Source organism: Methylobacterium iners (assembly GCF_022179305.1).
GTDB classification, from domain to species: Bacteria; Pseudomonadota; Alphaproteobacteria; order Rhizobiales; family Beijerinckiaceae; genus Methylobacterium; species Methylobacterium iners.
Genome location: NZ_BPQP01000023.1, coordinates 22,185 through 47,146, shown reverse-complemented (window position 1 = coordinate 47,146; position 24,962 = coordinate 22,185). Strand labels below are relative to the sequence as shown.

21 protein-coding genes are annotated in these 24,962 nt (G+C 65.4%); 6 read left to right on the top strand and 15 right to left on the bottom strand.

The window, feature by feature from the left end; all coding sequences use genetic code 11:
- Positions 1 to 1,170 (top strand): LPD7 domain-containing protein, encoded by a 1,170-nt coding sequence (locus MFF55_RS08400; protein WP_238243632.1) that lies wholly within the window; start codon positions 1 to 3, stop codon positions 1,168 to 1,170.
- Between the two features lie 26 nt (positions 1,171 to 1,196).
- On the opposite strand, the gene MFF55_RS08395 is transcribed toward MFF55_RS08400, so the two are convergent.
- From MFF55_RS08395 to arsH, 12 genes are all read right to left on the bottom strand, one after another.
- On the bottom strand, positions 1,197 to 2,234 hold the full coding sequence (locus tag MFF55_RS08395) for a nucleotidyl transferase AbiEii/AbiGii toxin family protein (protein ID WP_238243631.1): 1,038 nt from the start codon (positions 2,232 to 2,234) through the stop codon (positions 1,197 to 1,199).
- The gene (locus MFF55_RS08390; protein WP_238243630.1) at positions 2,231 to 2,899 is read right to left on the bottom strand and encodes a DUF6088 family protein; all 669 of its coding nucleotides are present in this window, start codon (positions 2,897 to 2,899) and stop codon (positions 2,231 to 2,233) included. The genes MFF55_RS08395 and MFF55_RS08390 overlap by 4 nt, the downstream gene beginning before the upstream one ends.
- 182 nt (positions 2,900 to 3,081) lie before the next feature.
- On the bottom strand, positions 3,082 to 4,134 hold the full coding sequence (locus tag MFF55_RS08385; protein WP_238243629.1) for a relaxase/mobilization nuclease domain-containing protein: 1,053 nt from the start codon (positions 4,132 to 4,134) through the stop codon (positions 3,082 to 3,084).
- Complete coding sequence (locus MFF55_RS08380) at positions 4,131 to 4,658, bottom strand: MobC family plasmid mobilization relaxosome protein (protein WP_238243628.1); 528 nt, start codon at positions 4,656 to 4,658, stop codon at positions 4,131 to 4,133. The genes MFF55_RS08385 and MFF55_RS08380 overlap by 4 nt, the downstream gene beginning before the upstream one ends.
- A 256-nt stretch (positions 4,659 to 4,914) precedes the next feature.
- Positions 4,915 to 5,100, bottom strand: a complete 186-nt coding sequence (locus tag MFF55_RS08375; protein WP_238243627.1) for a hypothetical protein — start codon at positions 5,098 to 5,100, stop codon at positions 4,915 to 4,917.
- Positions 5,101 to 5,157: 57 nt separating this feature from the next.
- A complete protein-coding gene (locus MFF55_RS08370; RefSeq protein WP_238243626.1) occupies positions 5,158 to 6,144 on the bottom strand; it encodes a ParB/RepB/Spo0J family partition protein in 987 nt (328 codons plus the stop codon).
- On the bottom strand, positions 6,144 to 6,893 hold the full coding sequence (locus MFF55_RS08365) for a ParA family protein (protein WP_238243625.1): 750 nt from the start codon (positions 6,891 to 6,893) through the stop codon (positions 6,144 to 6,146). The genes MFF55_RS08370 and MFF55_RS08365 overlap by 1 nt, the downstream gene beginning before the upstream one ends.
- Positions 6,894 to 7,108: 215 nt before the next feature.
- Complete coding sequence (locus tag MFF55_RS08360; RefSeq protein WP_238243624.1) at positions 7,109 to 7,276, bottom strand: hypothetical protein; 168 nt, start codon at positions 7,274 to 7,276, stop codon at positions 7,109 to 7,111.
- Between the two features lie 1,476 nt (positions 7,277 to 8,752).
- Positions 8,753 to 9,880 carry a replication protein RepA gene (locus MFF55_RS08355; protein ID WP_238243623.1) on the bottom strand — a complete coding sequence of 376 codons (1,128 nt, stop codon included), beginning with the start codon at positions 9,878 to 9,880 and terminating at the stop codon, positions 8,753 to 8,755.
- A gap of 187 nt (positions 9,881 to 10,067) precedes the next feature.
- The gene (gene repB, locus MFF55_RS08350; RefSeq protein ID WP_238243622.1) at positions 10,068 to 11,132 is read right to left on the bottom strand and encodes a plasmid partitioning protein RepB; all 1,065 of its coding nucleotides are present in this window, start codon (positions 11,130 to 11,132) and stop codon (positions 10,068 to 10,070) included.
- Positions 11,129 to 12,346, bottom strand: coding sequence for a plasmid partitioning protein RepA (gene repA, locus MFF55_RS08345; protein WP_373874751.1), 1,218 nt, complete (start codon positions 12,344 to 12,346; stop codon positions 11,129 to 11,131). The genes repB and repA overlap by 4 nt, the downstream gene beginning before the upstream one ends.
- A 1,160-nt stretch (positions 12,347 to 13,506) precedes the next feature.
- Positions 13,507 to 14,253, bottom strand: a complete 747-nt coding sequence (arsH, locus tag MFF55_RS08340; RefSeq protein WP_283206713.1) for an arsenical resistance protein ArsH — start codon at positions 14,251 to 14,253, stop codon at positions 13,507 to 13,509.
- Between the two features lie 50 nt (positions 14,254 to 14,303).
- Between arsH and MFF55_RS08335 the strand changes: the two genes are divergently transcribed.
- Genes MFF55_RS08335 through MFF55_RS08315 form a run of 5 tightly spaced genes read left to right on the top strand, consistent with a single transcriptional unit; the run spans position 14,304 to position 18,126 of the window.
- Positions 14,304 to 14,663, top strand: coding sequence for an ArsR/SmtB family transcription factor (locus MFF55_RS08335; protein WP_238243675.1), 360 nt, complete (start codon positions 14,304 to 14,306; stop codon positions 14,661 to 14,663).
- Complete coding sequence (locus MFF55_RS08330) at positions 14,656 to 15,183, top strand: arsenate reductase ArsC (RefSeq protein ID WP_238243621.1); 528 nt, start codon at positions 14,656 to 14,658, stop codon at positions 15,181 to 15,183. The genes MFF55_RS08335 and MFF55_RS08330 overlap by 8 nt, the downstream gene beginning before the upstream one ends.
- On the top strand, positions 15,183 to 15,608 hold the full coding sequence (gene arsC / locus MFF55_RS08325; RefSeq protein ID WP_238243620.1) for an arsenate reductase (glutaredoxin): 426 nt from the start codon (positions 15,183 to 15,185) through the stop codon (positions 15,606 to 15,608). The genes MFF55_RS08330 and arsC overlap by 1 nt, the downstream gene beginning before the upstream one ends.
- A gap of 36 nt (positions 15,609 to 15,644) precedes the next feature.
- On the top strand, positions 15,645 to 16,958 hold the full coding sequence (locus MFF55_RS08320) for an arsenic transporter (RefSeq protein WP_238243619.1): 1,314 nt from the start codon (positions 15,645 to 15,647) through the stop codon (positions 16,956 to 16,958).
- Between the two features lie 7 nt (positions 16,959 to 16,965).
- Positions 16,966 to 18,126 carry an MFS transporter gene (locus MFF55_RS08315; RefSeq protein ID WP_238243618.1) on the top strand — a complete coding sequence of 387 codons (1,161 nt, stop codon included), beginning with the start codon at positions 16,966 to 16,968 and terminating at the stop codon, positions 18,124 to 18,126.
- Between the two features lie 3 nt (positions 18,127 to 18,129).
- Here MFF55_RS08315 and MFF55_RS08310 read toward each other — a convergent pair whose 3' ends face one another.
- From MFF55_RS08310 to MFF55_RS08300, 3 genes are all read right to left on the bottom strand, one after another.
- On the bottom strand, positions 18,130 to 19,071 hold the full coding sequence (locus tag MFF55_RS08310) for a DUF2493 domain-containing protein (protein WP_238243617.1): 942 nt from the start codon (positions 19,069 to 19,071) through the stop codon (positions 18,130 to 18,132).
- A gap of 341 nt (positions 19,072 to 19,412) precedes the next feature.
- A complete protein-coding gene (locus MFF55_RS08305) occupies positions 19,413 to 20,486 on the bottom strand; it encodes a DUF7146 domain-containing protein (protein ID WP_238243616.1) in 1,074 nt (357 codons plus the stop codon).
- A complete protein-coding gene (locus tag MFF55_RS08300; RefSeq protein ID WP_238243615.1) occupies positions 20,486 to 24,847 on the bottom strand; it encodes a strawberry notch family protein in 4,362 nt (1,453 codons plus the stop codon). Before MFF55_RS08300 ends, MFF55_RS08305 begins: the two co-directional genes overlap by 1 nt.
- Positions 24,848 to 24,962: the final 115 nt, after the last annotated feature.

The window sequence follows — 24,962 nt, the reverse complement described above, 5'->3', positions numbered from 1 at the left end:
ATGACGGACGAAGCTGGCGAGTTCGCGGTGGAACGTAGTGCGAGGATCAAGAGCACCCCTGCTCAGCCCCGACCAGAACGACAACCCGAAGGCAGCCATGGAATTGAGCAGGAGGATCGGAGCGGCTTTCCCGACCGAATCCGGCGCAAATACTACGTCGTCGCGGCGAAGGTCGGTCTCGACGGGGACGCGATTCATGCCCGGATCTACACCGACCGGCAGGGAGAGTACCTTGCCTTCAAGGCGACAGGCGATCGTCTCTCGACCCGGAACGAGGCACCGGAGGTCGTTCGTGACATGATCGCCGTTGCGGAGCACCGCGGCTGGGAAGCGGTGAGCGTGCGCGGTCCAGTCGAGTTCCGGCGGGAGGCGTGGCTTGAGGCAACGGCGCGCGGACTCCCCCTGCGCGGTTTCGAGCCGGCGGAGCTCGACCACGAAACCTTGCGAAAGCGACTTGCCGATCGGGTTCCCCAGAGGAGCGATCCAGCTCGCCCCGCGCCCGATCTCGATGCTTCTTCAACGACGAAAGGTGACGGGCCGTCACCGCGAGCGAATCTCGATGTCGGCGTGACGGGCCGTCTCGTCGAGGTCGGCCGAGCTCCCTATTCCGGTCGCCAGGGGGCGGAATCGTCCGCCTACGTCGATCTGGCGCTGGGCGATGGCAGTTCCCGGCGGATCTGGGGAGCGGCTCTGCCGAAAGCGGTCGAGGCTGCGAAGGTCGAAGTCGGAGACGGGATACGGATTCAGCGCAATGGTGTGGAACGGGTAGCGAAAGACATCAGGATCGTCGACGGCCGCACCGGTACGACCTCCGTCGAACGGCAAGACGTGGTGCGCAACCGTTGGACATTCACGGCGGAGCAGTTCCGATCCCTGGACCAGCGAGAGGCTGTCCGCGATCCCTCGCTGGCCGCAGCGCATTCGAACATTGCGGTGCTGGAGCGCGCTTTGAAGACGCGGTTTCCGCAGGATGAGCGGGCGCGGCACATCATGCTGGACGCGGCCCGACAGCGCGTCGCGGAGCATCTGGAACAGGGGCGGACCTTTCGCCGAGCTGAAATCCGAGTCTCCGAGCGGACGTCAGTGAGAGATGCCGTCGAGCCTCCATCGCGCATCCATCATCGACGGGAGGAGCGCCTGCAGACCCGCGAGCGCGGCCGCGACCGCTGAATTGCGCTGCGAGATTGCCCCTTTGGTCATTGATTGATCACTTCCTCGATCGCGAGAAGCGAGTCGTGAATGGCCTCGAATGTCGGCGGGATCCCGAAGATCATCGCAACCGTATTGTCGTAGTCCCGCCGCAACACGTCGATCATTCCGGCCGATGGAACGAGCGCGAACGAACCTCGTCGGGCAGAGGCGAGATCGTAGTCAGGACGGTCGAAGAACATTTGCGCGTGCCGCACGCAGTCGAGACCAAGTGCCTGATCCGCCATGGCGGCACGCCCCAGCTCCGAGCGGCCCAGACAATACAGGTCGTAGTAGTGACGCGACACGCGCTGTCCCTCCTGCCGCAGGACGCCCCGACGTTCGTGCCAGCGCCGCAGACCATGGGCGATGACGACCTTGTCCCAGAACGTTCTGCCGGGCTCGATGGTGACGACATCGGGAACGGACAGGTCGAGATCGGCGACCTCGTCGGCGATATAGGGTCGTATGGTCGCGAGCCGGTTGGGATCGAGCGCAGATTTGGCACCTGATTCGATGCGAACGACGGGGCGGACATAGGCTTCGTCCCGTGGCTCCGCTTCCGGGTACCACAACAGCAGGGTCTGACCATCGGGGTCGGCCGTGTCCACCTCGATCCGCCCGGCCCCATCCGTCGCCTCGGCAACCAGCGTGCTCAGCACCTCCCGCAAGAGACCGACGATATAGGCCCGGCATGCATCGCGGATCGCGTCGAGTTTGGCCCTGCGCTTTTTGTTCGAGAGCGCTTCGAGCTCCTCGACCGAGGCTGCCTCATCGAGATCGTCGCGAAAGACCGTCACGTCGATGTCTTCGGAGAAGCGCTGGATCAGACCGTAGGCTTTGGACAGCGACGTGCCTCCCTTGAACAGGAGGCGCGGCCCGCCTGGCGGAAGGCGATGATAGAGAGCATCCAGCGTCCAGCAGACCCAGAAATCCTTCTCAATATTGCCCACCGGGGCTCCGAGTCGGTTGGCGGTGGCGAGGAAGAGGTCGAGGCGCTCGCGAGACGGTGCACGGATGATCTGGGCGTAATCGGTCTGGCTCACCGTACTGCCTCGTTCTCGTTGGTCAGGAGGGGACGCAGGAACTCCTGCATCCAGATCGGCAGTGCGGAGAGACCGGCTCGAAGATCGTCCCGGATGGCATTGCCGTGCTGTGGGTCGGCGAACAGGCGGCGCAGCGTATCCACCACCCGCACCCGCTCCTCTGGGGCCGTCAGCATGTCCTGCAGCCAGTGGAGCGCCTGAACGACGCGCATGGCGGGACGATCCGCCCAGAACAGGCGGCTCGGCGCCGCCGTTTTGAAGTGGACGACTTGATTGCCAAGCTTGATGGGCTTCAGCCTGGCGTCGACCAGCACCTCGATACGGGCCGGAACGGCCGTAGTGAGACCGAGGTCGTTAGCGGCACTCATGCCGTCGATGACGAATCGAGCCTTGTCTCGCCGCGCGACGGCCCGGATGACCGCGCGGTAATCGGGAACGGCAGGCCGCTTGGTCAGGCTGTTGATCGTAGGCCGGTCATAAAGGCCTCGGTCGATCCTTCGAACTTCGCCAGCGGTTTCAAGTCGCTGGAGCGTTTTGTCGACCGCGGCGCGGTTGCCGAGGTCGGCGAAGTCGCCGGGCGTCCAGACGGATCCAGGATCGCGGATGATGCGGTCGAGCAAGCGGGTTCGCAGTTCGGGGACGGCGGTCGAGACTGCGACGGTCATGTCCGAATCATGTCACATCATTCGGACAACGGAAAGGGTGTCCGAAGAGTGCGGCATTTTTCGGACAGATGGCAAGGCGACTTTCGTTGCCAGCTACAGGTCGGCTAGGTGCTGCATCCTCGGCCGGCGCCGACGGCCACACTGTCACTCTCCAACCACCACGCCTTTCAACACTGCCGACCTCAGCGCGACCGATCCTTCCCCAATCCACGGTCTCTACGGTCGTCATCGCGTTGGAGCGGCTCACGCTGAGACTTGCGAAGCGCGCTCATGCGCGCGAGTTCCTCACGCAGGGCGTGCCGGCGAGTCTCCAATGGCGGCATCTGCTCCACGAAGCCACGAATACGTTCGCTCAGGATCTTGTCGGCCGGGTCGTCTGAGCGGCTGATCTCTTCGGCGAATGCAAGATACCGGGTCCGGATGTTGGCCTGCCGCTCCCGGATCCGCGTCTCCCAAGGCCGTTCGGCCGTCTCCCAGGATTGAACCCGCGCCACCTCCTCGCGCGCCTGGCGCTCCACCCGAGGCTGCTCACCGCGTTCCTTGATGGCCCGGACCTTGCCCCGATCGGACTTACGCACCTTGCCGCGCGTGCGCCGCGGGGTCGCCTCCGCTGCGACGCCACGCGACCGAAGTTCTTGCGCGAACTGCTCGCGCCACTGGTGAAGATCAGCTTTGCGCGGATTGAGCCTGCGCCCGTCATAGCCGGCCGCGCGCACGGTCAGGTGGACATGCGGATGCACATCGTCCTGATGAAGCACGAAGGCGTAATCGTGCCGCCCTTCGAAGGTGTCGATCGCGAAAGCTCGAACCGCGTCGCGCACCTTCGTCCCGTCGGTTCCTGGCGGCATCGACAGAATCATATTCACCGACAGCGTCCGGTTTGCCCGCCGCAGGTCGAGGGCGACATCTTCGGACCATCTGTCCTGGAGATCGCTCAACCCCTCACGCCCCTCCATGACGACACCGGTCTCCGTCTCTGCCGCCAGATCGCCGTTGCGCGTGATGTAGGCCAAATGCGAACACAGGTGCGCGACACCCTTCGTGCGTCCGGTGATCTTGACCATCACCTCGGGCACGCGCGAAACGATCCGCTCGAGGCGGCCTCGCATTGCCGGGGTGATCGCCTTCCCGTCGACGGGGGCCGGCATGTCCCAGGGTTGCCGCTTGGGACGACGGATCGGCGTCTGCCACACATAGGAGATCGGCGGCAGGTCGTCCGCCTTTCCTCGGCTCACGCTCCGGTATCCCAGTAGCCGGCGCTACGGCCCAGCGCTTGGCGGAGCGCGTCCGAGAGCCGGTCCACCGCCGCACTCATCTCCGCCAGCAGGCCGGCATCAACCGCGACGGACCGGTTCGATCGTGCATCGCTGTTCGCCGCGCGAGCGATCTGATTGACGTTGCTGCCGATGCGGTTGAGCTCGCGGGCGATCGCTCGCAGGGCGACACGCTCGTCTCCAGTCTGCGGGTGTTCCACACCGAGCCGCGCCCGGACCAGGGAGGTGATCCACTGCGTCCGGCTCATCCCACGCGCCTCGGCGAGCGCGACGACCTGGGCCATCTCGTCCGCACGCAGACGCAAGGTGACCTTCGTCGAAGGTCCGAGTGCAGCGGAAATCGCCGGCAGCGCCGAACCGGCACCATTTGCCAATGCCGCATGGCGCGCACCGACCGCCTCGTCGATCAACCGCCGGAGAAGGGCCGACTTCCCGCCCTCGCCGCGAGCATGAGCCGCGAAGCGCGTGGCGACCTCGTCCGGCACTCGGAACGTCAGTGTCGCCATGACGCCTCAATAGACAACCAACCCCGTAATACAATGCTGGCGGCAAGCCTATCCTGCACTAGACCTCGCTCATCCATCCACGCCCCTTCCGTCGAACCGACAGTACTGCAGCACAGTCGGATCCGACGGCGATGTCGAGGGTGCGGGTCTCCGATGTCGCCAGGGTGAGACGGGAGCCACATCGCTCCGCAGGCTCCGCGAACGGAAGCCGCTTTCCCCACAGCCTCCGGCCTCTCTACGGCGCTATGGGGAAGCGCGTTCGGCCTCCGGCCGCTTCGCGTTCCGCTCCGCCCTGCGGGTGGAAAAGCAGCGCGGTCTTGCCGTGGACGAACCCGTGTAGCTCGTGACCCGACGCGCTCGGCATGATCACCATCATGAAGGCCGTCAGGCGTTTTCGCCGGCCAAGCGGTTCGTCGCTCAAAACCTCTCCCGGCGACCGAATTGCGATGTTTGCCCGGGCAAACACATACATTCGGCTTCATGCGGACCGCCGGTCACGCAGGGCCGCAAGATGGAGGTCCGAAAGTAGGACCTCGGCGATCGTACCATCGTCGTAGCGGATACGAGCGTGGTCCGGCCCGCGATCGGCTTGGCGATCAAGAAGCAACCGCCCTTCGCGCTGGCCAACGCGGACGACGGCGTCCACACCATTGACCGAAGGCGCCCCTGTCGAACGCACTTCGCCTGGCTGATGGCGCTTTCCTCGAGCGGACGCAGATGGAACGCGCTCCTCGACGGGCGGCAAAGGCACTTCGAAGAATTCGACCCGTGAAACAGGGTCGACCTGCGGTGCGGAAGCATCCTTCAGGCTCGTGAGAAACGTCGTCACCTCCGCTCGGGTGAAGCCCTCTCGCGACTCGCAGAACGCGAGCACCGGCTTGGGTTGGCTCCGCCATGCCTGATAGAGGTCGTACAGACCGCGGATTGGTGCAGAATCGATCTTGCTCCGGAGGAGTTCGGGCATGTGCGCGACCGCGGCATGCAAGGCGACGAACGCCGGGGCCTTCCCAAGTCGGCGGGCGATGTCGGCTTGCGCCTCGCCGAGCACGATTCGGCAGCTCACGAAAGCCGCGATCTCCGCCGAGGTCAGGCCCTCCCGCTGAATGTTCTCGATCATCTGATCGTAGGCATCGTCGGGCGAAGGTTCACGGATCACGGCAGGGATGGTCGATAAGCCAGCGCGCTGCGCGGCTCGGAACCGACGGGCGCCGTAAAGGATACGGTGCCGACCCCCCTCCCCTTTCGGCGTGACGGTGATCGCCTGCCGGACACCACGCGCTACGATCGAGGCCGCGAGTTCATCGAGTTCGGCCTCGCTGAACCGCATGCGCGGCTGGTTTTCATCCTCCTCGATGGCGGCAAGCGGAATTTCCAAGGGTGCACCGGTGGCGCTCACCGCGCCTTCCACGCCGTCGAGACCCTGGAACAAGGTGGCGAGGCCTTCGACCTTGTGAGCGTAGCTCATCAGGCGATCTCCATTCGGCTTGCTATGCGCGCGAATACCGCTCGGATCTCTCGCCCGGTCTCTCGAGCGGAGGTCTTGGTGAGGGCCCAGACCGGCTTTTTCTCGGACAGGGCTTCGCTGAGCGCCGACCTCTGCGGGATCACGCCGTCGAACAGGTACCTGGGGCCGACGTTTCGAACGAGGGTTTCCAGATTCGCACGCTGGCGGGGCGACGTCGCCTGAAGCCGGTTGGGCATCAATCCGAGGAAAGTGAGATCGGGATTGAACCGTTGTTTGACCCCGGTAACGTTGCGCAGCAGCGCTTCGATGCCATCGATCGCGTACTCGTCGAGGTCGATCGGTGCGAGCACGTAGCGCGCACCGATCAGTGCCGCGAGGTTGCGCACGCCGAATGTCGGCGGCGTGTCGATCACCGCAACGTCGAAGCCGCCGGCGGCAACCGTTAGATTGGCTTTGTATTGGTTGATGACCTGAGCATCGACGTCATTGATATTCTGGAGCTTCGCGTCACCCGGCACCACGCGAATGCCCGGTTCCGTCAAAGGTTCGATTTGGACCATTTCCGCGAACAGCGCGGAGGCAGGAACGGCCCCCACATACGTCTCAAGGGTCGAGGTTCCGTTCCGCTGCGGATCGAGATCGACGAACAGCACCCGTTGGCCGATTTCCGCGAAGTACCAGGCGAGATGGACGGCGATCATACTTTTGCCGACGCCGCCCTTCTGGTTGTTGACGACGAGCACCTTCATCGCATGATCCGGCTCGCGCCCTTTCTCCGGCCAAAGGCGAGAACGTCCCGCCGCCGGCCAGTGGATGTGAACCTACGAGCCGTTCCGATCCGAGACACGTTGTGAAAAGTCACAGGTTTAGGTCGGGTGACGAGCCTTCGGGAACGGCTGGTTTGCCGATCATGCGGAAGGCTGGGAGGCGGGTGAGCCGCCTCCCGTGTCCGATGCTCCGCTTCCTAGCCGGCGTAGGCCTCACAGGCGGCCTCTGGAGTGGAATCATCGCTTGGAGCCAGCGCAAGAAGAGCGCTTTTCAGTTCCGCTTCGATCTGGGCCCGCTCTCGCTTGGTCAGGACGCAGTGGGCGAGCTCCGCGCGCAGTTCCGCGATATGGTCGATACGGGACATGTCGTGTTCCTCTCATCGTGTGAAGACGAGGGCGTGCACGGGCTCGTGTCGGCCTGGGTCAAGGATCGCAGAGCGACCGGCGAAGCCGGCGAGTGGGGGAGCCGAAATGCGTCAGCATTTTGGGGGCACCGCTCGTCCTTGAGGCAGACCGATCCGCGCCAGTATTCTTGGCAGACTGAGCATATCACTGGTTTCAGGATGGGGCGCCCAGCGACGGTTCCATTCGCATCGCAGCCAGGTTGAATTCTACTCGACACAGGACCACGGATCATTGGCAAGACGGATGAATGGCTACTCGTGTCGAAACAATCTGTACCAATCCGACATCAACACGGCTTTGCCGAGTACTTTGCTTTGGGCAGATACTACGTGCAGAGAGTTGCCACCGATAGCACTTTATGGAGCCTCGAGTGCTCAACGATTTGGGATCCGGCATTGACCGCCATCGTAGTCAACGGTTCCACATTCCCATGATGAAATGAGGTCAACCGACGCCGTTTCAGGTTGTGCCCTCAACCATCGTCCAATGCCCTATCGGCAATCAACTCCCCTCCCTTTTTCAAAAAGAAATTTTTTGAGAAGTCGCTTTGTTATGATGATTCGGAAAAGAGATTCCGCGTGCTCTATCTGTAGAGCTATCAGTAAAGCTATATGCGCAGCCGAAATCCCTTTTCAAATGAGATACTTAACACCGTTTCGCGTAGGCATATCGGCGTAGATCCGTAGGCATATCAGCGTGACTGCGTAGGCACATCAGCGTCGCGGGCGGTGTCAGACGTAGGCGACTCGGCGTGCTAGCGTAGGGTAATCAGCGGCAAGCTTTGTCTAAACCCTTCAAGGCTCTGAGCATTTTTCTAGCGCTGACGTAGGGTGATCAGCGTGACGCGGTGGCCGAGTACACGACCCGCAAGGACCAAATTCGACCCCGAGTTAAGCGTAGGGAAATCGGCGTGGCCAAGACCCGAGGTGGGGAGAGATCGTCCGGATGTGGCGTAGGCAACTCAGCGTGTCAGACGGTCATGCAGGCATCGAGACGACGGGATGGTGTGGTCCCACGCAGAGAGTGCGACTGGCAATGCATTGACGGTGTTTAGACCAGACTGCGATGAGCTGGACTCATTGATGTCTGCCCGCGCGACGGCGCGGCGACGGCCGTCGACCGAACCTCTCTGATCCTGGCGATCGATCATGAGCAAGGAGATCAGGTATGAGGTGGCATGACGGGATGTGAAGAGCCTGTAGAGTCCGCGTGTCTCGCCGGTGATTGGAAGTGGTCGTGCTGGTACGGAGGCGAGAGGCGTAGGCAAGTCTACGTGCGCCGCTCCGATGACGTGGCATGACGCTGTGGTGTGAGATGGATGCCGCCGTTGCAGGCTCGGATGTGATCGGCGCGCGCCTGCCTGCCGACCCTGCGGCACAATGCAAAGGGGACTCGGAGCGACGCTGGGCGAATCAGCCGTAGGGAAGTCGGCGGAATCAACCCTTTGCGCGTGCACGCCTATTCGCGAGGATGGCTTTCGGCGGCACCAGAAGGTCCTTCTGGTCGGATGGCAGGAGTTGCATCCCATTCTCGTCCAAGGTGAGCTTTAGGCGGGGAAAGACTTCGGTGAGATGTGCGACGTCCTTCCGAAATTCCTGTCGGAAGGACCGAATCGAGCCGTTCTCGCTACCGAACTGCTTGTAGAGGTTATCCCACGTAAGACGGAGTGGTCGCTCGAGCCGAGACAGGCGATATCCGACCCAGAAGAGCAGATCGAGCTGCCGGGCGGAGCCGGCAAAGGCGCGGGCCGCCCTGATGTCGACCGGCAATGCGTGCTGGAGCAGATTGTCGAAAAAATCGGTCTGGAAGGTGATGGTCGACGACCAGAGCAGACCCTGGTCTGGGTGCGCGTTGAGCGGCAACCAGACATCCAACTGACGGAAGGGGGGCACGTTGAGCGTCGATGCGCGGCTGCCGTCCCATAGGCCGATCTGCATGCTGCAGGCTGCCAATCGGTTCAGTTGTTCCTTGAACTGCTTCAGGGTGCCCCGGTCTCCGCCCGTGACGGGAAAGCCCATATCGCGGATAAAACCCGACAGACTGTGCGCGACTTCGATCTTGGGACTGCGTTGCTTGACCGCCTCGGTGCACAGATGCAGGAGCAGGAGCCTGGCCTTCGGTCCATAGGGAAGGCCTTGCAACTCCATCTCGCCTGAGATCGGATTGGTGAGACGGCCGGCATTGATGGCCAGCGTATTGCGCCCATACTCGCGGAAGAAGTTCGTCGCGCCTTTCGGCTCCCGATAGGGAAGGCCGCACAAGGCGAGGACCGAGTGGAGGTGCTGAATGTTTTCGGGTGCGGCCGGCTCGTTTTCGATGACCTCCCGAATGAGATCGCGACGCCGGGCATTCCGGGCCAGCTTGGCGCGTGCGCCGATGATCGTGTTCCGCTGAACCTCGGCGGTCTCAGCCTGGATACGATCGGCATCGCGTCGGGCTTGGTCGGCGCGTGCGACAGTCAAGGTCGCGTTGTAGGCGACGCTTCCGCGCGCCTTCTCGACCAGTGCTACGAGATCCGGGTCTCGGATGTCGTCGGAGCCGTCGAGCTGAGTGACGGACATCATCGTTGGAGCTCGGTACAGGTGGAAAGTCCAATGGTTGGTTTCGCCCAGAGGCTAACGCGCCGGATCGGCACCCACCGAGTCGGGGTATTCAGATTTCTAAGGCACCGACCGAGATTCCTGTGAATCGATGGAGTCGTGGCTCGGCGCCTACCCTCCCCCCTTGATTGTAGGCCTTGCGAAACATTCGTCATGACGAGTCGCCTTTCGTCTTTCGAGACTGAAACGCGTCGTAGAGATTGGGCAAGTTCTCGATCAGAAAGGCGCCGAAGCTCGGTTCAATACGCTCGTCGATGGTGAGATGGGTGCGTCGGGCATTCTGATCGATGCGAACGACGGCTTGGCCGATGGAATTCTTCCAAGCCGAGACCAGTCCACCGCGTTCGGGGCGTGGTGTCGCCGTCAGGGCTGTGAGAACACGCCCGAAGCGGCCGTCCGAATCGAGACCTTGGAAATCCTTCCGGCCGAGCGTCACTTTGAGCAGCTCGTCCGCGTCGGCTCGCGCGAGGGCCTCCACGAGGGCTGACCAGCGCGGACGCCCTGTCTTCGGAGCGGGACCGATGGCGGTCACCAGCGAGGCGGGGACGGCCCGCCCGATCGCGATCAGGCGCGAGAGCTGCGTTTTCTCCATCGCCAGAGCCGACATGACTGTGGCGCGGTCAAAACCGCGGTCCTCGAGCGAGACGGCGAAGAGAGCCCGTTCGATGTAACTGAGATCGGTGCGGGCGGAGTTCTCCTGGCCTTGGGCCACCACGAGATCGGCGTCCGAGAGCGTTTTCACGACAGCCCGAATGGGTCGTCCAAGCGCGACCGCGGCGCGCAGCCGACGATGACCATAGGCCACCTGGTAGCGATTGGGGCGGTCCGGATGGGGTCGAACGAGGATCGGAACCTGCTGTCCGTGGTCCCGGATCAACGCAATCAGATCTGTAGCATCCTGCGCCTCGGTGGGGAGACGGTCGGGGATGAAGGACGGGTCCACTAAGCCGGGGTCCAATTCGACCACCGTGTCGCCGGCGGCGATCATGGCGCGTGCCTCGTCGGCCGCGTGTGCGATGCGGCCAAGGCTGCGCCCCATCGCCCCGACCGCTCCTGAGCGCACGAGCGGCCGGGCGGGCTCAGCCGCTAGTGGAAGGGCCGACGGGGCCGCGGAAGGCTCCCGCCCCTCCCCGTCCGTGTTCGCAAAGTTGCCAGTTGGCAACTCGCGCTCGCGCGCCGTCAATGCAGCGCGAAGCGTATCCTTCCGCTTGATCATGTCGGCCGATTCCAGGCTTGATGCATCAGGGCGAGGATCTCACCGTTGACATTGTCGAGCGCTTCAATCGCCCGATCATAGGTGGCGCGGGAGAAGCTCTCTCGACCGATCTCGTACAGAGTTTGCTTCGACAGGCCCGCGTCTGAGATCGCGGTGGATTTCAGCATCGGATGCGTGAGAACCCGCTCGCGGAACAGCGACCGCATAAACCCGACCATCTGGGTCTGCGGACCGTCGGACGGCTCATATCGGGTGACGACGTAGCGAAGAAAGTCGTAGTACAGATGAGCACCGGCCTCTTGTACGACCCCGAGCATGTCTGAGGTCATCAGCAGGAACTGGCACATGGACATCACATCAAGCATCTGCGGATGAACTGTCACGATCATGGCGGTCGCAGCACACAAGGCTCCGAGCGTCAGGAAGCCGAGTTGTGGAGGACAGTCGAGCACCATCACATCGTAATCGGCTTCCACCGTGCCGAGCGCGGTCGCGATGCGTCCGAAAAATGGTTCACTGCCGCGATCCGCTAAGGCCTTCGGCGTATCATGCTCGAACTCCATCAGTTCGAGGTTCGCCGGGATGAGATCGAGACCCGAGAAGTAGGTCTTGCGAATGACCTCAGGAAGCGGCCGCTGGCCCCCGTCATACCGGATGGCGGCATAGAGCGTCTCGTTGGCATCGACGTCGAATTCGGGTTGATAGCCGTGCAAGGCCGTCATCGACGCTTGCGGATCGAGGTCGACAGCGAGGACACGATAGCCCTTCAAGGCTAAGAACTGTGCCAAGTGTGCGGCGGTCGTTGTCTTTCCGGAGCCGCCCTTGAAGTTCACGACAGCGAGAACCTGGCAATGCTCCCCGTCCGTCCTGTGAGGGACATACCGCTTTCCCTTCGGAGCGTCGTCGAGCAGTTCCCGCAACTCGTTGATCTGTCCAAGGGTGTAGGACCGGCGCCCGCCCGGGCCAGTCTCGGCTTGCGGACCTTTGCCGGCGAGCGAAAGCTGCCGAAGATAACCGTCCGCGACGCCGACGAGTTTGGCGGCCTCGCCGGAGGAAAATGATCGCAGAACCTTCTGAGACGCCGGTGGAAACAGAGCCTTTCGCAGCGCATTGAGTTCGGCAGACAGGGCACTCCCGTCGCTTCCAATCATCGCCGTGATCGAGGCGCGAACCGCATCTGCGGATTTTTGCTGTTCTTGCGGTTGTTCGATCATTTACGGTTCCATCGCGCATCGCGGCGATTTGCCGTAACACAATGGCGCCGAGTCGGGCTTTTGCAAAGGGATTTTTGGTTAACCGGCCTTAACCACTCAGACTGGATGCGTTCCGAGGAATTGGGTCAGCGGCTAGAGGATCGGCTGCCTGATGAGCACCGGCCTGTCGGGATCGTCGAAATCAGACGCAAAGCCAGTTGTGAACGGGCCCACGACGATCTGGAATGGCACGATGCCGCGAGTTTGACGGGACCCTTTTCCCCCTTCGGCGAGTCAAAAAGTTGCCAGCTGGCAACTCCGGCGCGTGCAGGTCGTGCGCTGGATGGCTGGCGATCCGTGCCCTCCGCAATCCGCCTCGTCCATGTCTGCGCTGAAGCCCAGAGCGGATCGGCCGCGGCGATGATCTCTCTCGCGAAATGACAGGGCGAAGTGTTCGCTGCCTCTCAGGGGAACGTCAGCGTCAGCGATCGTCACCCGTAGGGCGGAGACCCACGGGGACTCCGGTGGCGGGCGAGGCGCCCGCGACTAGAGCGCGTCCCGAAGGGGACGCCCACTCAAGCTCCTTGCGACAGGCGGCATGTTGTCCGCGCCGAAGGACGACGAGCATCCACCTTGGCTTCCGCCGGCGCTGCTTATCCGATTGCGGCTGAAACAGTGATGGCTGGATGCCGCAAGGATGAGCCCCTGCTCCGTCGTGACGAGCGGATGCCAACGGACAGCCTTCGAACAACTGTTCCAAAGTGGCCCTGACGTCAGGGGAGGGGGTGCAACACAGAACGGATCGGGACGAGAGCAAGGATGGGATCCTCAGGTCATTGCCACCACCAGTCGGGCCGACGATACCGAAACCGAGTGAGACCGCGCGACATTGACCGAAGCCGCTGGGATGCCTGTATCGTGACGCACGGTCGCGGGAACGAGCGATCGGATGGGCTGCCCTTGCGTAGCCCGGCGGGTATGGCGTGTCGCCTTCAACCGTTGCAGCCGCCATCAAGCATTTCTGTGCTGCGAGGAATCAGAAGACCCCCCTGACATTGGCAGCAGTGTCCATCGTAAGATGGTTCAACCTCGGTGAACGTCTTGGCGGGTGCCCCGGGTCGGTTCGCTGTCGGGAGGAATCCAAGCCTGCCAATCTCTGCGGTACGGGTCCGGCATCCTGCCTAGCGCTTCACGAAACCGATGTCGGCCGCTACGGCTGTGAGGCGGTCCGGCTCGCGCTCCTTCCGTTCGCTGTAGCGGTCGACCAAATAATCCGCCTGCTCTCGGGTGAGCAGCGTGAACTTCACCAGCTCCTCGCAGACATCGACGACCCGGTCGTAGAGCGGCCCCGGCTTCATCCTTCCGGCCTCGTCGAACTCCTTGTAGGCCATCGCCACAGAAGACTGGTTCGGGATGGTGATCATCCGCATCCAGCGCCCGAGCACACGGAGCGAGTTCACCGCGTTGAACGATTGCGAGCCGCCCGAGACCTGCATGACCGCGAGCGTGCGCCCTTGGGTCGGCCGAACCGAGCCCTCGCTGAGGGGCAGCCAGTCGATCTGGCTCTTCATCACACCCGTCATGTTGCCGTGCCGCTCCGGCGACACCCAGACCTGGCCCTCGGACCAGACCGACAGGTTGCGCAGCTCCTGCACCTTCGGATGATCTGCAGTGGCGTCATCGGGCAAAGGTAGGCCGTGGGCGTGGTAGATTCGCACCTCGCCACCCATCGCCTCCAGGAGCCGGGCTGCCTCATAGGCCAGGAATCGGCTGAAGGAGCGCTCCCGAAGGGAGCCGTAGAGGAGTAGGAAGCGGGGTGCGTGCTCGAACCGCCGTGCCACGCTCAGGCTGCCGTTCGTCGGCGTCTGGAAGTGCGCTCCACTGAGGTTCGGTATGCCATCGGTGAATGGCTGAAAGAGCTTGTCCACGGCGTCGCTTTCGTCTACATTTCAATGATGATTGAGATATTGCACAAATGATGGACGAACGACAAGCCGTCGCTGCCTTCTCGGCGCTGGGCCAGGAGCACCGCCTGCGCATCGTGCGCCAACTCGTCACCGCAGGACCGGACGGCATGGCGGCCGGTGTCCTCGCCGAGGCCGTCGGCGTGCTGGGGACCAACCTGTCGTTCCACCTCAAGGAGCTCAGCCATGCCGGGCTGATCACTTCGCGCCGCGAGGGACGGTCGATCATCTACAGCGCTGCCTATCCGGACCTCTCGGCCCTGATCCAGTTCCTCATGCGCGATTGCTGCCAGGGGCATCCCGAGGTCTGCACTCCGGCCGTCGCCGCGCTCGCCGCCTGCTGCACCCCCGCCGGAGACACCGTTCATGCCTGATCGCGTCTACAATGTGCTGTTCCTCTGCACGGGCAATTCTGCCCGCTCGATCCTGGCCGAGGCCATGTTGAACAAGGAAGGACGGGGGCGCTTCCGGGCCTTCTCCGCCGGCAGTCAGCCCAAGGGAGAGCCGAACCCGCTCGCTCTTCAGGTGCTTCGTGAGACCGACTACCCGACCGAGGGCCTGCGCTCGAAGTCATGGGACGAGTTCGCCGCACCGGGTGCGCCGCCGTTGGATTTCGTCTTCACGGTCTGTGACAACGCAGCCGGTGAGGCCTGCCCGTTCTGGCCGGGACAGCCTGTGACGGCGCATTGGGGCATCGAGGATCCCGCCGCCGTCGAGGGACCGGATATGCAGCGCAAGGCGGCCTTCGTCACGGCACAGCGCTACCTGAAGAACCGGATCGCCGCCTTCGTCGCCCTTCCGGTCGCCAGCCTCGATCAGGTAGCCCTGTCGGCCAAGCTCCGCGAGATCGGTCAGCAGGAGGGAGCGACCTCGCCCCGTCCCGAGGTCGCGTGATGGACGTCGTCATCTACCACAACCCGGCTTGCGGCACCTCGCGCAACACCCTGGCGATGATCCGCAACGCCGGCATCGAGCCTCACGTGGTCGAGTATCTGAAGACCCCGCCCTCCCGGATGCTGCTCCAGGACATGATCTCGCGCGCCGGCATTACGGTGCGTGAGGCGATCCGGGAGAAGGGCACACCCTTCGCCGAGCTGGGCCTTTCGGACCCGGCCTTGAGCGACGACCAGCTTCTCGACGCCATGGTCGAGCATCCCATTCTCATCAATCGTCCCTTGGTGGTGACACCAAAGGGCGTCGCCCTGTGCCGGCCCTCCGAGGCCGTGCTGGACCTGCTGCCGCCCCAGCAGGGCGAGTTTGTGAAAGAGGACGGCGAGCGCGTCGTCGATGAGCACGGACGTCGCGTCGCCAGCGCCTGACCCCTCCCGATCCTCCAACAAGAAGAAACGGCCCCGATGCTCGCGCTCGCGATCTTCATCGTCACCCTCGTGTTCGTCATCTGGCAGCCAGGGGGCTTCGGGATCGGATGGAGCGCCCTGATCGGGGCCGGCGTGGCCCTCGCCACGGGCGTGATCACGCCGGGCGACGTCCCGGTCGTCTGGCATATCGTCTGGGACGCGACCTTCACCTTCGTCGCCCTGATCATCATCTCGCTCCTGCTCGACGAGGCGGGGTTCTTCCACTGGGCAGCCCTGCACATCTCCCGCTGGGGCGGGGGGAGGGGGCGGCTCCTGTTCCCGCTGGTCATCCTGCTCGGCGCGGCCATCGCGGCGGTCTTCGCCAACGACGGCGCGGCGCTGCTGCTGACACCCATCGTCCTCGCGATCCTGCTCCGGCTAAACTTCAAGCCCGCGGCCGCCCTGGCCTTCATCGTTGCCTGCGGCTTCGTGGCCGATTCCACCAGCCTGCCGCTGGTGATCTCGAACCTCGTCAACATCGTCAGCGCCAACTTCTTCTCGATCTCCTTCAGCCGCTACGCTTCCGTGATGGTGCCGGTGAACCTCGTCTCCCTCGCCGCGACCCTCGTGGTGCTGTGGCTGTTCTATCGACGCGACGTCCCGGCGACCTATCACGTCGAGGACCTCGAAGCGCCCCGGTCCGCGATTAGGGACGAGACGGTGTTCAAGGCGGCGTTCCCGCTCCTCGGGGTGCTGCTGGCGGCCTACTTTGTCACTGCTCCGTTCGGCGTGCCCGTCTCCGTGGTGACGGGCGCCGGGGCGATCCTGCTCCTGGCGCTGGCCGGCCGCTGGTTCTCTGGCGGGAACGGGGGCGTGATCCCGATCGGCAAGGTGCTCACCGGCGCGCCCTGGCAGATCGTGCTGTTCAGCCTCGGCATGTACCTCGTCGTCTACGGGCTCAAGAACGCCGGCCTGACCGATTACCTGGCGCAGGGCCTTGCCTGGCTGGCCGGTCACGGCACCTGGGCGGCGACCATCGGGACCGGCTTCGCCGCGGCCATCCTGTCGTCGGTGATGAACAACATGCCGAGCGTTCTGGTCGGAGCCCTCTCGATCCAGCAGGCCCCGGACCTGTCGCCGCTGATGCGCGAGCTCATGGTCTACGCCAACGTCATCGGCTGCGATCTCGGGCCGAAGTTCACGCCCATCGGCAGTTTGGCGACGCTGCTGTGGCTGCACGTTCTCGACAGCAAGGGTCAGCGGATCACCTGGGGCCAGTACATGAAGGTCGGCTTGACCATCACACCTCCCGTCCTAATGGTGACGTTGATGGCACTGGCCCTGTGGCTCCCATTGCTCGGAACTCAATAGGCGACGCATGGGCGAGGCTCGCCGCTGGCCGGTGATCTCCGCCCTCGGCGTGGCGCAGATCCTCGCCTGGGGCTCGTCGTTCTACCTGCTCGGCGTGCTGGCAGCGCCGATCGCGGCCGATACGGGTTGGCCGCTGGCGTGGGTTTTTGGCGGCCTGACCCTCGGCCTACTGGTCGCCGGCCTGGTCTCGCCCTGCATCGGCCGGATCATTGATGAGCACGGCGGGCGGCCGGTGCTGGGGGCCTCGTCCCTCAGCCTTGCCGCCGGACTCGTCGTCCTCGGCTTGGCGCCGTCGCTCCCGGTATTCCTGGCCGGCTGGCTGCTGCTGGGCCTCGGCATGGGCTGCGGCCTGTACGATCCGGCCTTTGCGACCCTCGGCCGGCTCTACGGCGCCGACGCCCGACCGGCGATCACTTCCCTGACCCTGTGGGGCGGGTTCGCCAGCACGGTGAGCTGGCCACTCTCGGCGTTCCTTCTCGATCATGGCGGCTGGCGAGGGGCATGTTTCGTCTATGCCGGGTTGCAGCTGGTGGTCTCGCTGCCGCTGGTCTTGCTGCTGATCCCAGCGGCGGCCCGGTCGACCGGCATCAGCGCCGGCTCTGCACCAGCGGTCGACCTGGCGCCGCACGAGCGCCGCCCGTTACTGTTGATGGCCGGCGTGCTGGTTTTGGGCGGCGCGGTGATGAGCCTGTTTTCAGCCCATGTGCTGACGTTGCTGCAAGCCCGGGGCGTGCCGCTCGCCTCAGCGGTGACGTTTGGCGCGCTGATTGGCCCGTCCCAGGTGGCGGCCCGCATCGTGGAGATGATGTTCAAGGGCCGGCACCATCCGCTGTGGACCCTGACGGCGGCAATGAGCCTGGTCGCGCTCGGGGTTTTGCTGCTGGCCCTAGGCCTGCCGCTGGTCGCCCTGGCGGTGATCCTCTACGGCGCCGGCAACGGGATCTATTCGATCGCACGGGGCACGGTGCCGCTGGTGCTGTTCGGCCCGGAACGCTACGCGCCGCTGGTCGGCCGCCTGGCGCGGCCGGGCCTGGTTGCCCAAGCCCTGGCCCCACCGGTCGGGGCCTTCGTCCTCGCCCACGGTGGCGCTGGTGCCACGTTCGGCTTGCTTGCCGGCATGGCCCTGCTCAATCTTGTCCTGGTCGGGGCACTGTGGCGGACGCGCTAGCGCTCACGCGCCGGCACGCACGCCTCGCTGGATCGGGATGCCACGGTCCCGCGCCTTATCGGCGAGGTTTTCGCTGATGCCGCTGCCAGGGAAGGCCACGACACCAATTGGCAGCGCCTCCAGCATCGCGTCGTTGCGCCGGAATGGAGCGGCCCGATTGTGCTTCGTCCAGTCCGGCCGGAACGCGACCTGCGGGACCTGACGGCTGTCGGCCCATTTCGCAGCGATCAGCTCGGCGCCTTTCGGGCTGCCGCCGTGCAACAGCACCATGGTCGGGTGCTTCGCCTTGACCTTGTCGAGCACGCTCCAGATCTGCTCCACGTCCTGATAGTCGTTGCCGCCGGTGAAGGCGATGCGCGGTCCCGGCGGTACCAGGATCTCGGTTTCCGCCCTGCGTTTGGCGGCCAGGAAGTCGCGCGAGTCGATCATCGCTGCGGTCATCGTGCGGCGGTTGACCTGTGAGCCGGAACGCGGGCGCCAGAGCGAGCCGGTCTGGACGCTGTAGACGGCTGCGGCCGCGTCGCGGGTGAACTCGAAGGCGTTGCGCCGTTCGATCAGGCTGAGCCCTTCTGCGATCAGTCGCTCGAGCTCGACCGAGCGTACCTCCGATCCATCCTGCTCACCCTGGGATCGCTTCTGCGCCACCTCGTTGTCGTCGAGCTTGCGCTCGAGGTGCTCGACGCGGCGATGGAAGAGGTTGACGAAACCCCAGAGCAGATCGGTGGCATCGTCCTCGAGGCGAGTATCGGTGAGCACGTCGGTGAGCGCGTTCATCGCACCCGTGACTGCGGCGTCGACCGCCTCGGGCTCGGGCAGGGGACGTGGGTCCGCGTCCTGCTCGAACGGTCGGTAGTGGTGAGTCAGCAACTCCTCCAGAAGGTGATCGCCCTGGCCGGCGCCGTGACGATCCGTGGCGAATGCGCGGGACTCATGATGATCGAGCATAAAAGGGCCTCTTGGGTCCGGGAAGCCGCGACCGCCGCGGCCTTCATGGCGATCCGGACCGGGATCGGAGGGCGTGCGCATCCGAGCGGGCAGGGACCCATCGCAGACAATCGCGATGGGACGCGAGGGCCGAAGCGGCAGCGGAGGACGGCCGGCGGCAACGATTTTGCCTCGCGCTGCAAAGCCGCTCTTGGGCGGCGGCGGAAAATCGTCGGCCGCAGGCCGTTGCGCGTGGCACCCGACCCGGTATCGGTCGTCCTCTGAGGAAGGCCGCTGCGCCGGCTCTTCCCGGAACCTCCGTGCTGCCCGTCAATCAGCAGCAGTCCGGCCTCCCGACCGGATCAGGCCGCCACATCGGCCGCGTCGCTTTCGAGGTGGAGATGAGCCATCGCATCTGCCTCGGCGAGCTGGGGCGCGAGATGCAGCGCCAGGCCGCGTGGACCGAGGCGCATCAGGTCCGCGTTGAAATCGTCCTCGGCCGGGACGAGCTCCCACACCTCGGGGACACCCGCGGCCTCAGCCCGGGCCCTGAGCGCCGTATAGGCGCGTAGCCCCTCTGCGTCAGCATCCCGAGCGACGTAGAGACGGCGCAGGCCAGAGGGCAGAAGGAGGGCAGACAGATGGTTGGCCGACAGAGCGGCCACCGCCGGGATCGCTGGCAGCGAACGGCGCACCGACAGGATGGTCTCCAACCCCTCGCTGGCCACGAGCACGTCCGTAACGGTGCCAGCGAACCTCACCCCGTGGCCGAGCAGGTGGCCGAGCGCTCGACGCGGATCGGCCAAGGCTGCCTTGCCGCTTCCGTCACGGGCGAGCCAGGTACGGGACACGCCCGTGACTGTCCCGCCGAGATTCGTGACCGCGGCCAGCAGGGCAGGGTGCTGGACCGCCGTGCCGTCCTTCAGGCGGTGGTAGCAGCGGGGATGGTAGCGCAGAGGGGCCGCACCGAGTGCGTGGCCGAGCCCGCGGCCGGCAAGGTAGGCGGCAGCTGGTGTTCCCGCCAAGGGCCGGCCGATGCGGAACAGGCGCCGGGCGGCCTCAGAGGCATTGCGATCAGCGCTCACGCGGGTCTCGCACCGCGGCTCGGATCCAGAGACAACCGGCCGCGGCAGGCGCAGGAACTGGCGCACCTCGTCCAGGGTCTCGCACCAGTCGTCGTGGCTGCGGTTAAGCCGGATCAGGTCGATGAGGTCGCCATGCTCTCCGGTGGCCGCGTCCGTCCACTTGCCACGCCGGCCATGGCCGGAACCCGGCCCCGTCAGGCGAACGTAGAGCGACGAGCCCGCACTGTTGTGGACGTCGCCGACGAGCCAGTATCGCCCCTGGCGGCGGCCGTTCGAGAGATAGTGCCGGCAGACGCTTTCGGCGTTCTCGCCGAGGCGTCTGGCTAGTTCGGAAATCTCAATGCGGTCCATCACGCCACCTCACGGTCCGCGACGCGGATGATGTCGTGAGCTTCAAGAACTCTCGCCATCACTCCAATACCGCCGGCGTCGACGGGTACGAAGAACCGGAGCTTCCAGGCGATGATCTCACCGAACAGGCCCTGCGCGCGCAGCCGGTCGCGCATCGGCTCGGTGAAGCCGCACAGCTCGATGCGGTGGACACCCATCACCCGCACGCGGCGGAGCTGGAGCCCGCCCGCGAGGTCGAGCACCGTACGACCATCGAGGAGGGCGGCGTGCGCCTCCTTGGCCGACAGAGTGATACCGCCCTGGCTCGCCAGCACCGATGCAGCCCAGGCCGGCGACACTCGCCGACCGACGATACGCGCGCCTGTGTCGGTCTGGAGCCGGTACACCCGCGTCGATTCGGTTGGTAGTCGCTTCCAAATCGGCAGCAGTAGCCCGGCGACCATGTGAAGGGTCGAGTCGGTAAAGGGCGGCACCTCGGCGAGTTCCGCCTTCCAGGCGGCTGCGAAAGCCTCCGGACCAACTTCGACCCAGTGCGTCTCCGCCATCATCCGCTCCGGGAGCCCCTGCGTCTCCATCGGCCTGATCAGCCGTATCCGCCGTTCGATCGACCCGTCCTCGAGCATGATGCCGGGCGCGGGTACCTGCACGGCAGCGCGGCCGGATCGCTCGTTGAGCAGTAGCCGAGCACGGGGGTCGTCCAGACGCCCAAGAGCATCGACGAGCGTCACCGGCTTGTTGCGTTCGCGCTGGGCGATGGTCAGCAGCCGCGTCTCGGCACCAGTGCCGGGATGCACGTGGATCACGTGAGTGCCCGTGACAGTGAAGCTTTCCGCCTGCAACGTCTCCAGCCCGACGTCGTAGCTGCCGCTGGCGATAGCTCCCTCGATCCGGGCAGCGAGCAGACCCTCGAACGCCTCGAACAAGACGTTCTGCAACGAAATGGTGAGCGCCAGAAGCCGATTCAGGAAGGTCGTGATCGGCGGCAGCTCGTCGAGGAGGCCTCCGGTCTCACCCGTCAGCCTCAAGCCCGCCGTCGACTCGAAGGTGTCGAGGGTGCAGCCCTCGACCTTGCCGAGCACGATCAACCCATAGAGGTGCCGCAGGGCATCCCGAGCGTAAGCGCTTTCCAGATTGTCCGCGGGCCGAAACAGGCCCTGACCGCCGGTCTGGCGAGCACCGCGGGTTATTGCACCCAATGTGTCGAGCCGGCGTGCGATGGTCGAAAGAAAGCGCTTCTCGGCCTTCACGTCGGTGGCAACCGGCCTGAATAGGGGCGGCTGCGCCTGGTTCGTGCGGTTGGTACGCCCGAGCCCCTGTATCGCCGCATCCGCCTTCCAGCCCGGCTCGAGCAGGTAATGCACCCGCAGCCGCCGGTTCTTCGCCGTCAGATCGGCATGGTACGAGCGCCCGGTGCCGCCCGCCTCCGAGAAGACGAGGATGCGCTTCACGTCGTCCATGAACGCCGCGGTCTCGGCGAGATTGGCGCCACCGGCTCGGCTCTCGACCGCGAGGCGGTCGATGCCGTTGGCACTGCGCTTCCTCGCGATTCGGCGCGAGCGCCCGGTCACCTCGGCGACGGTGTCGGTCCCGAAATGCTGCACGATCGCGTCGAGGGCGCTTGGCACGGCGTCGAGCGCGGCAAGCCGCTCGATCAGGGCGTCGCGCCTCGCCACCGCCTCGCGGCAGAAGACTGGCTGGCCATCGCGGGCGACCGGCCGGGAGGAGAGGTTTCCCTCGCTGTCCGAGAACGGCTCGTAGAGTTGCACCGGGAAGGCGTGCTGGAGGTATCCGAGCACGTACTCTCGCGGCGTCACGTCGATCGAGAGATCGTCCCATTCCTCGGGCGGAATCTCGGCCAATCGCCTCTCGGTCAGGGCCTCGCCGGTCGAGACGATCTGCACGACCGCGGCATGACCCGCCGCCAGATCCCGCTCGATGGCCCGGATCAGCGTCGGCGTCTTCATCGAGGTCAGCAGATGACCGAAGAAGCGCTGCTTGGTCGACTCGAAGGCCGAACGCGCGGCGGATTTCGCTTGAGCGTTCAGCGTGCCAGACGTCCCGGTGATGTTGGCCGCCTGCATCGCTGCGTCGAGGTTGGTATGGATGATCGCAAAGGCCCCGGCATAGGCGTCGTAGGTCGCGGTTTGCTCGGGCGTCAGCGCATGCTCGACGAGGTCGTAGGCGACGCCCTCATAAGACAGGGAGCGGGCGGTGTAGAGGCCGAGCGCCCGCAGATCGCACGCCAACACCTCCATCGCAGCGACGCCGCCCGCCTCGATCGCCTGGACGAATTCCGTACGCGTCGCGAAGGGAAAGTCGGCTCCGCCCCAGAGACCGAGGCGCTGAGCGTAGGCGAGGTTGTTCACGGTGGTCGCCCCCGTCGCCGAAACGTAGAGCACGCGGGCGTCGGGAAGCGCGTGCTGAAGGCGTAGTCCCGCTCGACCTTGCTGCGAGGCGGCGACGTCGCCGCGCTCCCCCTTGCCCCCCGCCGCATTTTGCATGGCGTGGCTCTCGTCGAAGACGATGACGCCGTCGAAGCCGGCGCCGAGCCAATCGACGATCTGGCGGACGCGGGAGACCTTCTCGCCGCGCTCGTCCGAGCGCAGGGTGGCGTAGGTGGTGAACAGGATGCCCTCCGACAGCGCGATCGGCTTACCCTGCGGGAAGCGCGATAGCGGCGTCACCAGCAACCGCTCCTGACCGAGTGCCGACCAGTCGCGCTGCGCGTCCTCGATCAGGGTATCGGACTTCGACACCCACACCGCCTTGCGCCGGCCGGACAGCCAGTTGTCGAGGAGGATGCCGGCGACCTGGCGGCCCTTGCCGGTCCCGGTGCCGTCGCCGACCATGAAGCCGCGGCGGAAGCGCACCGCGTTCGCCGCATCCTCCGATGCCGCGGCGACCGTGTCGAAGGTTGGATCGACCGTCCATGATCCGGTGAGATGGGCGGCGTGTGCGTCGCCGGCGTAGATCACGGTCTCGAGCTGGGCGTCCGAGAGCAGGCCGTCCGCGACCACGGTCGCGGGCAGCAGCGGGCGATGAGAGGGCTTTGGCGGAGCGACCGAGGCCATCGCGGCCGATTGCACAAGCTTGGTGGGATGCGGCTGTGCGCTCGGGATATGGATCGCCTGTAGCGCATAGGTCTCGTAAAGAGCCTCCGTCAGCCTCCCCTTGGCGTCGGGCTTCCCGTCCACGGTCTCGTAGACCAGCTCGGCACCCTTGAGCTCGACCACGGCGCGGGCGAGGGCGGGCCGGTGGAAGGTGGCGGCGCCTGGCGGCACGCCGGCGGGTCGCCCGCCGACGATCGGTGTGCTCGGCGGGAGCGGCGGGACGGCGATCGGCAGCCGCGGCGGCACACGCTCCGAAATCCACGCAAGCAGGGTGGGGAGGTCGGGCGCCATGCCCGCTGCGGCCGGAAAGTGGGTCGGCTCGTCCGCCGGCCGCTTGTCGATGACGGTCAGCCGCGTATCGATCGTCGTGCCGTGGCGCGCGAAAACGGTACCGTCGACCGCCGTCGTGAACACGACGGTGCCCTGGGCTTGCAGCCGGATGAAGGCGTCACGCCACGCGGATGCCTCCGGCGAGAAGCCAGCTCCGGTGATCGTCACAAGCCGGCCGCCGGGCGCCAGGCGAGCCAGCGCCGAGGCCACGTGGCACAGGACAGCGTCGGACATACGGCCCGAGACATTGGCGAGCACGGAGAAGGGCGGGTTCATCAGTACGACGCTGGGAACGACGTCCGGATCGAGATGATCGTCGATCTGAGCGGCGTCGAAGCGGGTGAGGGGGGTCGCCGGGAAGAGCGAGGCCAGGATGCCGGCACGGGTCTGGGCGAGTTCGTTGAGCGTGAGCACGCCGCCGGCGATCTCGGCCAGGATGGCCAGAAGCCCTGTCCCGGCCGAGGGTTCAAGGATCCGATCGCCCGGGGTAATCGCTGCGGCGGTCAGTGCGGCGAGCCCCATAGGGAGAGGCGTCGAGAACTGCTGGCGCGTCAGCGTCTCCTCGGAGCGCCGCGTATGCGCGGGCAGAAGGCCGGCAATCTTCGACAGAAGCACGAGACGCGCAGCCGGGGAGGGGGCCGCGCGGAACAGCGCGCGACCGTACTTGCGCAGGAACAGCACGGTCGCGACCTCGCCGGCCTCGTAGGCCAGCTTCCAGGCCCAGGCACCGGCCGCGTCGGACGCGCCGAAGGCGGTCTCCATAGCGGAGCGCAAAGCTACAGCGTCGATCGGTTCGCCGCGCTCCAGATGGGATCCGAGGTGACGGCCGGCCGCGACGATCGCGGCGGCTCGATCGGTACGAGAGACGTGCGGAGGCGCCGCCGCGACTGGGGCCGCTGCGGAGGAGGGGAGGGCGGTCATTGACGAGATTCCGGGAGAGCAGGACGGACCGAGCCCAGGCGGCGCTCTCTCTCGATCCGCACCGGCTCGATCCTGTCCCCGCCTTCCTCCGACTCCGGGTCCCCACCGAGGACGC

What these genes read in the sequence shown, in the direction of transcription:
- MFF55_RS08400 (WP_238243632.1), top strand. Translation starts at nt 1, where the DNA reads ATGACGGACGAAGCTGGCGAGTTCGCGGTGGAACGTAGTGCGAGGATC.
- MFF55_RS08390 (WP_238243630.1), bottom strand. Translation starts at nt 2,899, where the DNA reads ATGACCGTCGCAGTCTCGACCGCCGTCCCCGAACTGCGAACCCGCTTG.
- MFF55_RS08370 (WP_238243626.1), bottom strand. Translation starts at nt 6,144, where the DNA reads ATGAGCTACGCTCACAAGGTCGAAGGCCTCGCCACCTTGTTCCAGGGT.
- MFF55_RS08365 (WP_238243625.1), bottom strand. Translation starts at nt 6,893, where the DNA reads ATGAAGGTGCTCGTCGTCAACAACCAGAAGGGCGGCGTCGGCAAAAGT.
- MFF55_RS08360 (WP_238243624.1), bottom strand. Translation starts at nt 7,276, where the DNA reads ATGTCCCGTATCGACCATATCGCGGAACTGCGCGCGGAGCTCGCCCAC.
- MFF55_RS08355 (WP_238243623.1), bottom strand. Translation starts at nt 9,880, where the DNA reads ATGATGTCCGTCACTCAGCTCGACGGCTCCGACGACATCCGAGACCCG.
- repB (WP_238243622.1), bottom strand. Translation starts at nt 11,132, where the DNA reads ATGATCAAGCGGAAGGATACGCTTCGCGCTGCATTGACGGCGCGCGAG.
- repA (WP_373874751.1), bottom strand. Translation starts at nt 12,346, where the DNA reads ATGATCGAACAACCGCAAGAACAGCAAAAATCCGCAGATGCGGTTCGC.
- MFF55_RS08335 (WP_238243675.1), top strand. Translation starts at nt 14,304, where the DNA reads ATGGACGAACGACAAGCCGTCGCTGCCTTCTCGGCGCTGGGCCAGGAG.
- MFF55_RS08330 (WP_238243621.1), top strand. Translation starts at nt 14,656, where the DNA reads ATGCCTGATCGCGTCTACAATGTGCTGTTCCTCTGCACGGGCAATTCT.
- arsC (WP_238243620.1), top strand. Translation starts at nt 15,183, where the DNA reads ATGGACGTCGTCATCTACCACAACCCGGCTTGCGGCACCTCGCGCAAC.
- MFF55_RS08320 (WP_238243619.1), top strand. Translation starts at nt 15,645, where the DNA reads ATGCTCGCGCTCGCGATCTTCATCGTCACCCTCGTGTTCGTCATCTGG.
- MFF55_RS08315 (WP_238243618.1), top strand. Translation starts at nt 16,966, where the DNA reads ATGGGCGAGGCTCGCCGCTGGCCGGTGATCTCCGCCCTCGGCGTGGCG.
- MFF55_RS08310 (WP_238243617.1), bottom strand. Translation starts at nt 19,071, where the DNA reads ATGCTCGATCATCATGAGTCCCGCGCATTCGCCACGGATCGTCACGGC.
- MFF55_RS08305 (WP_238243616.1), bottom strand. Translation starts at nt 20,486, where the DNA reads ATGGACCGCATTGAGATTTCCGAACTAGCCAGACGCCTCGGCGAGAAC.
- MFF55_RS08300 (WP_238243615.1), bottom strand. Translation starts at nt 24,847, where the DNA reads ATGACCGCCCTCCCCTCCTCCGCAGCGGCCCCAGTCGCGGCGGCGCCT.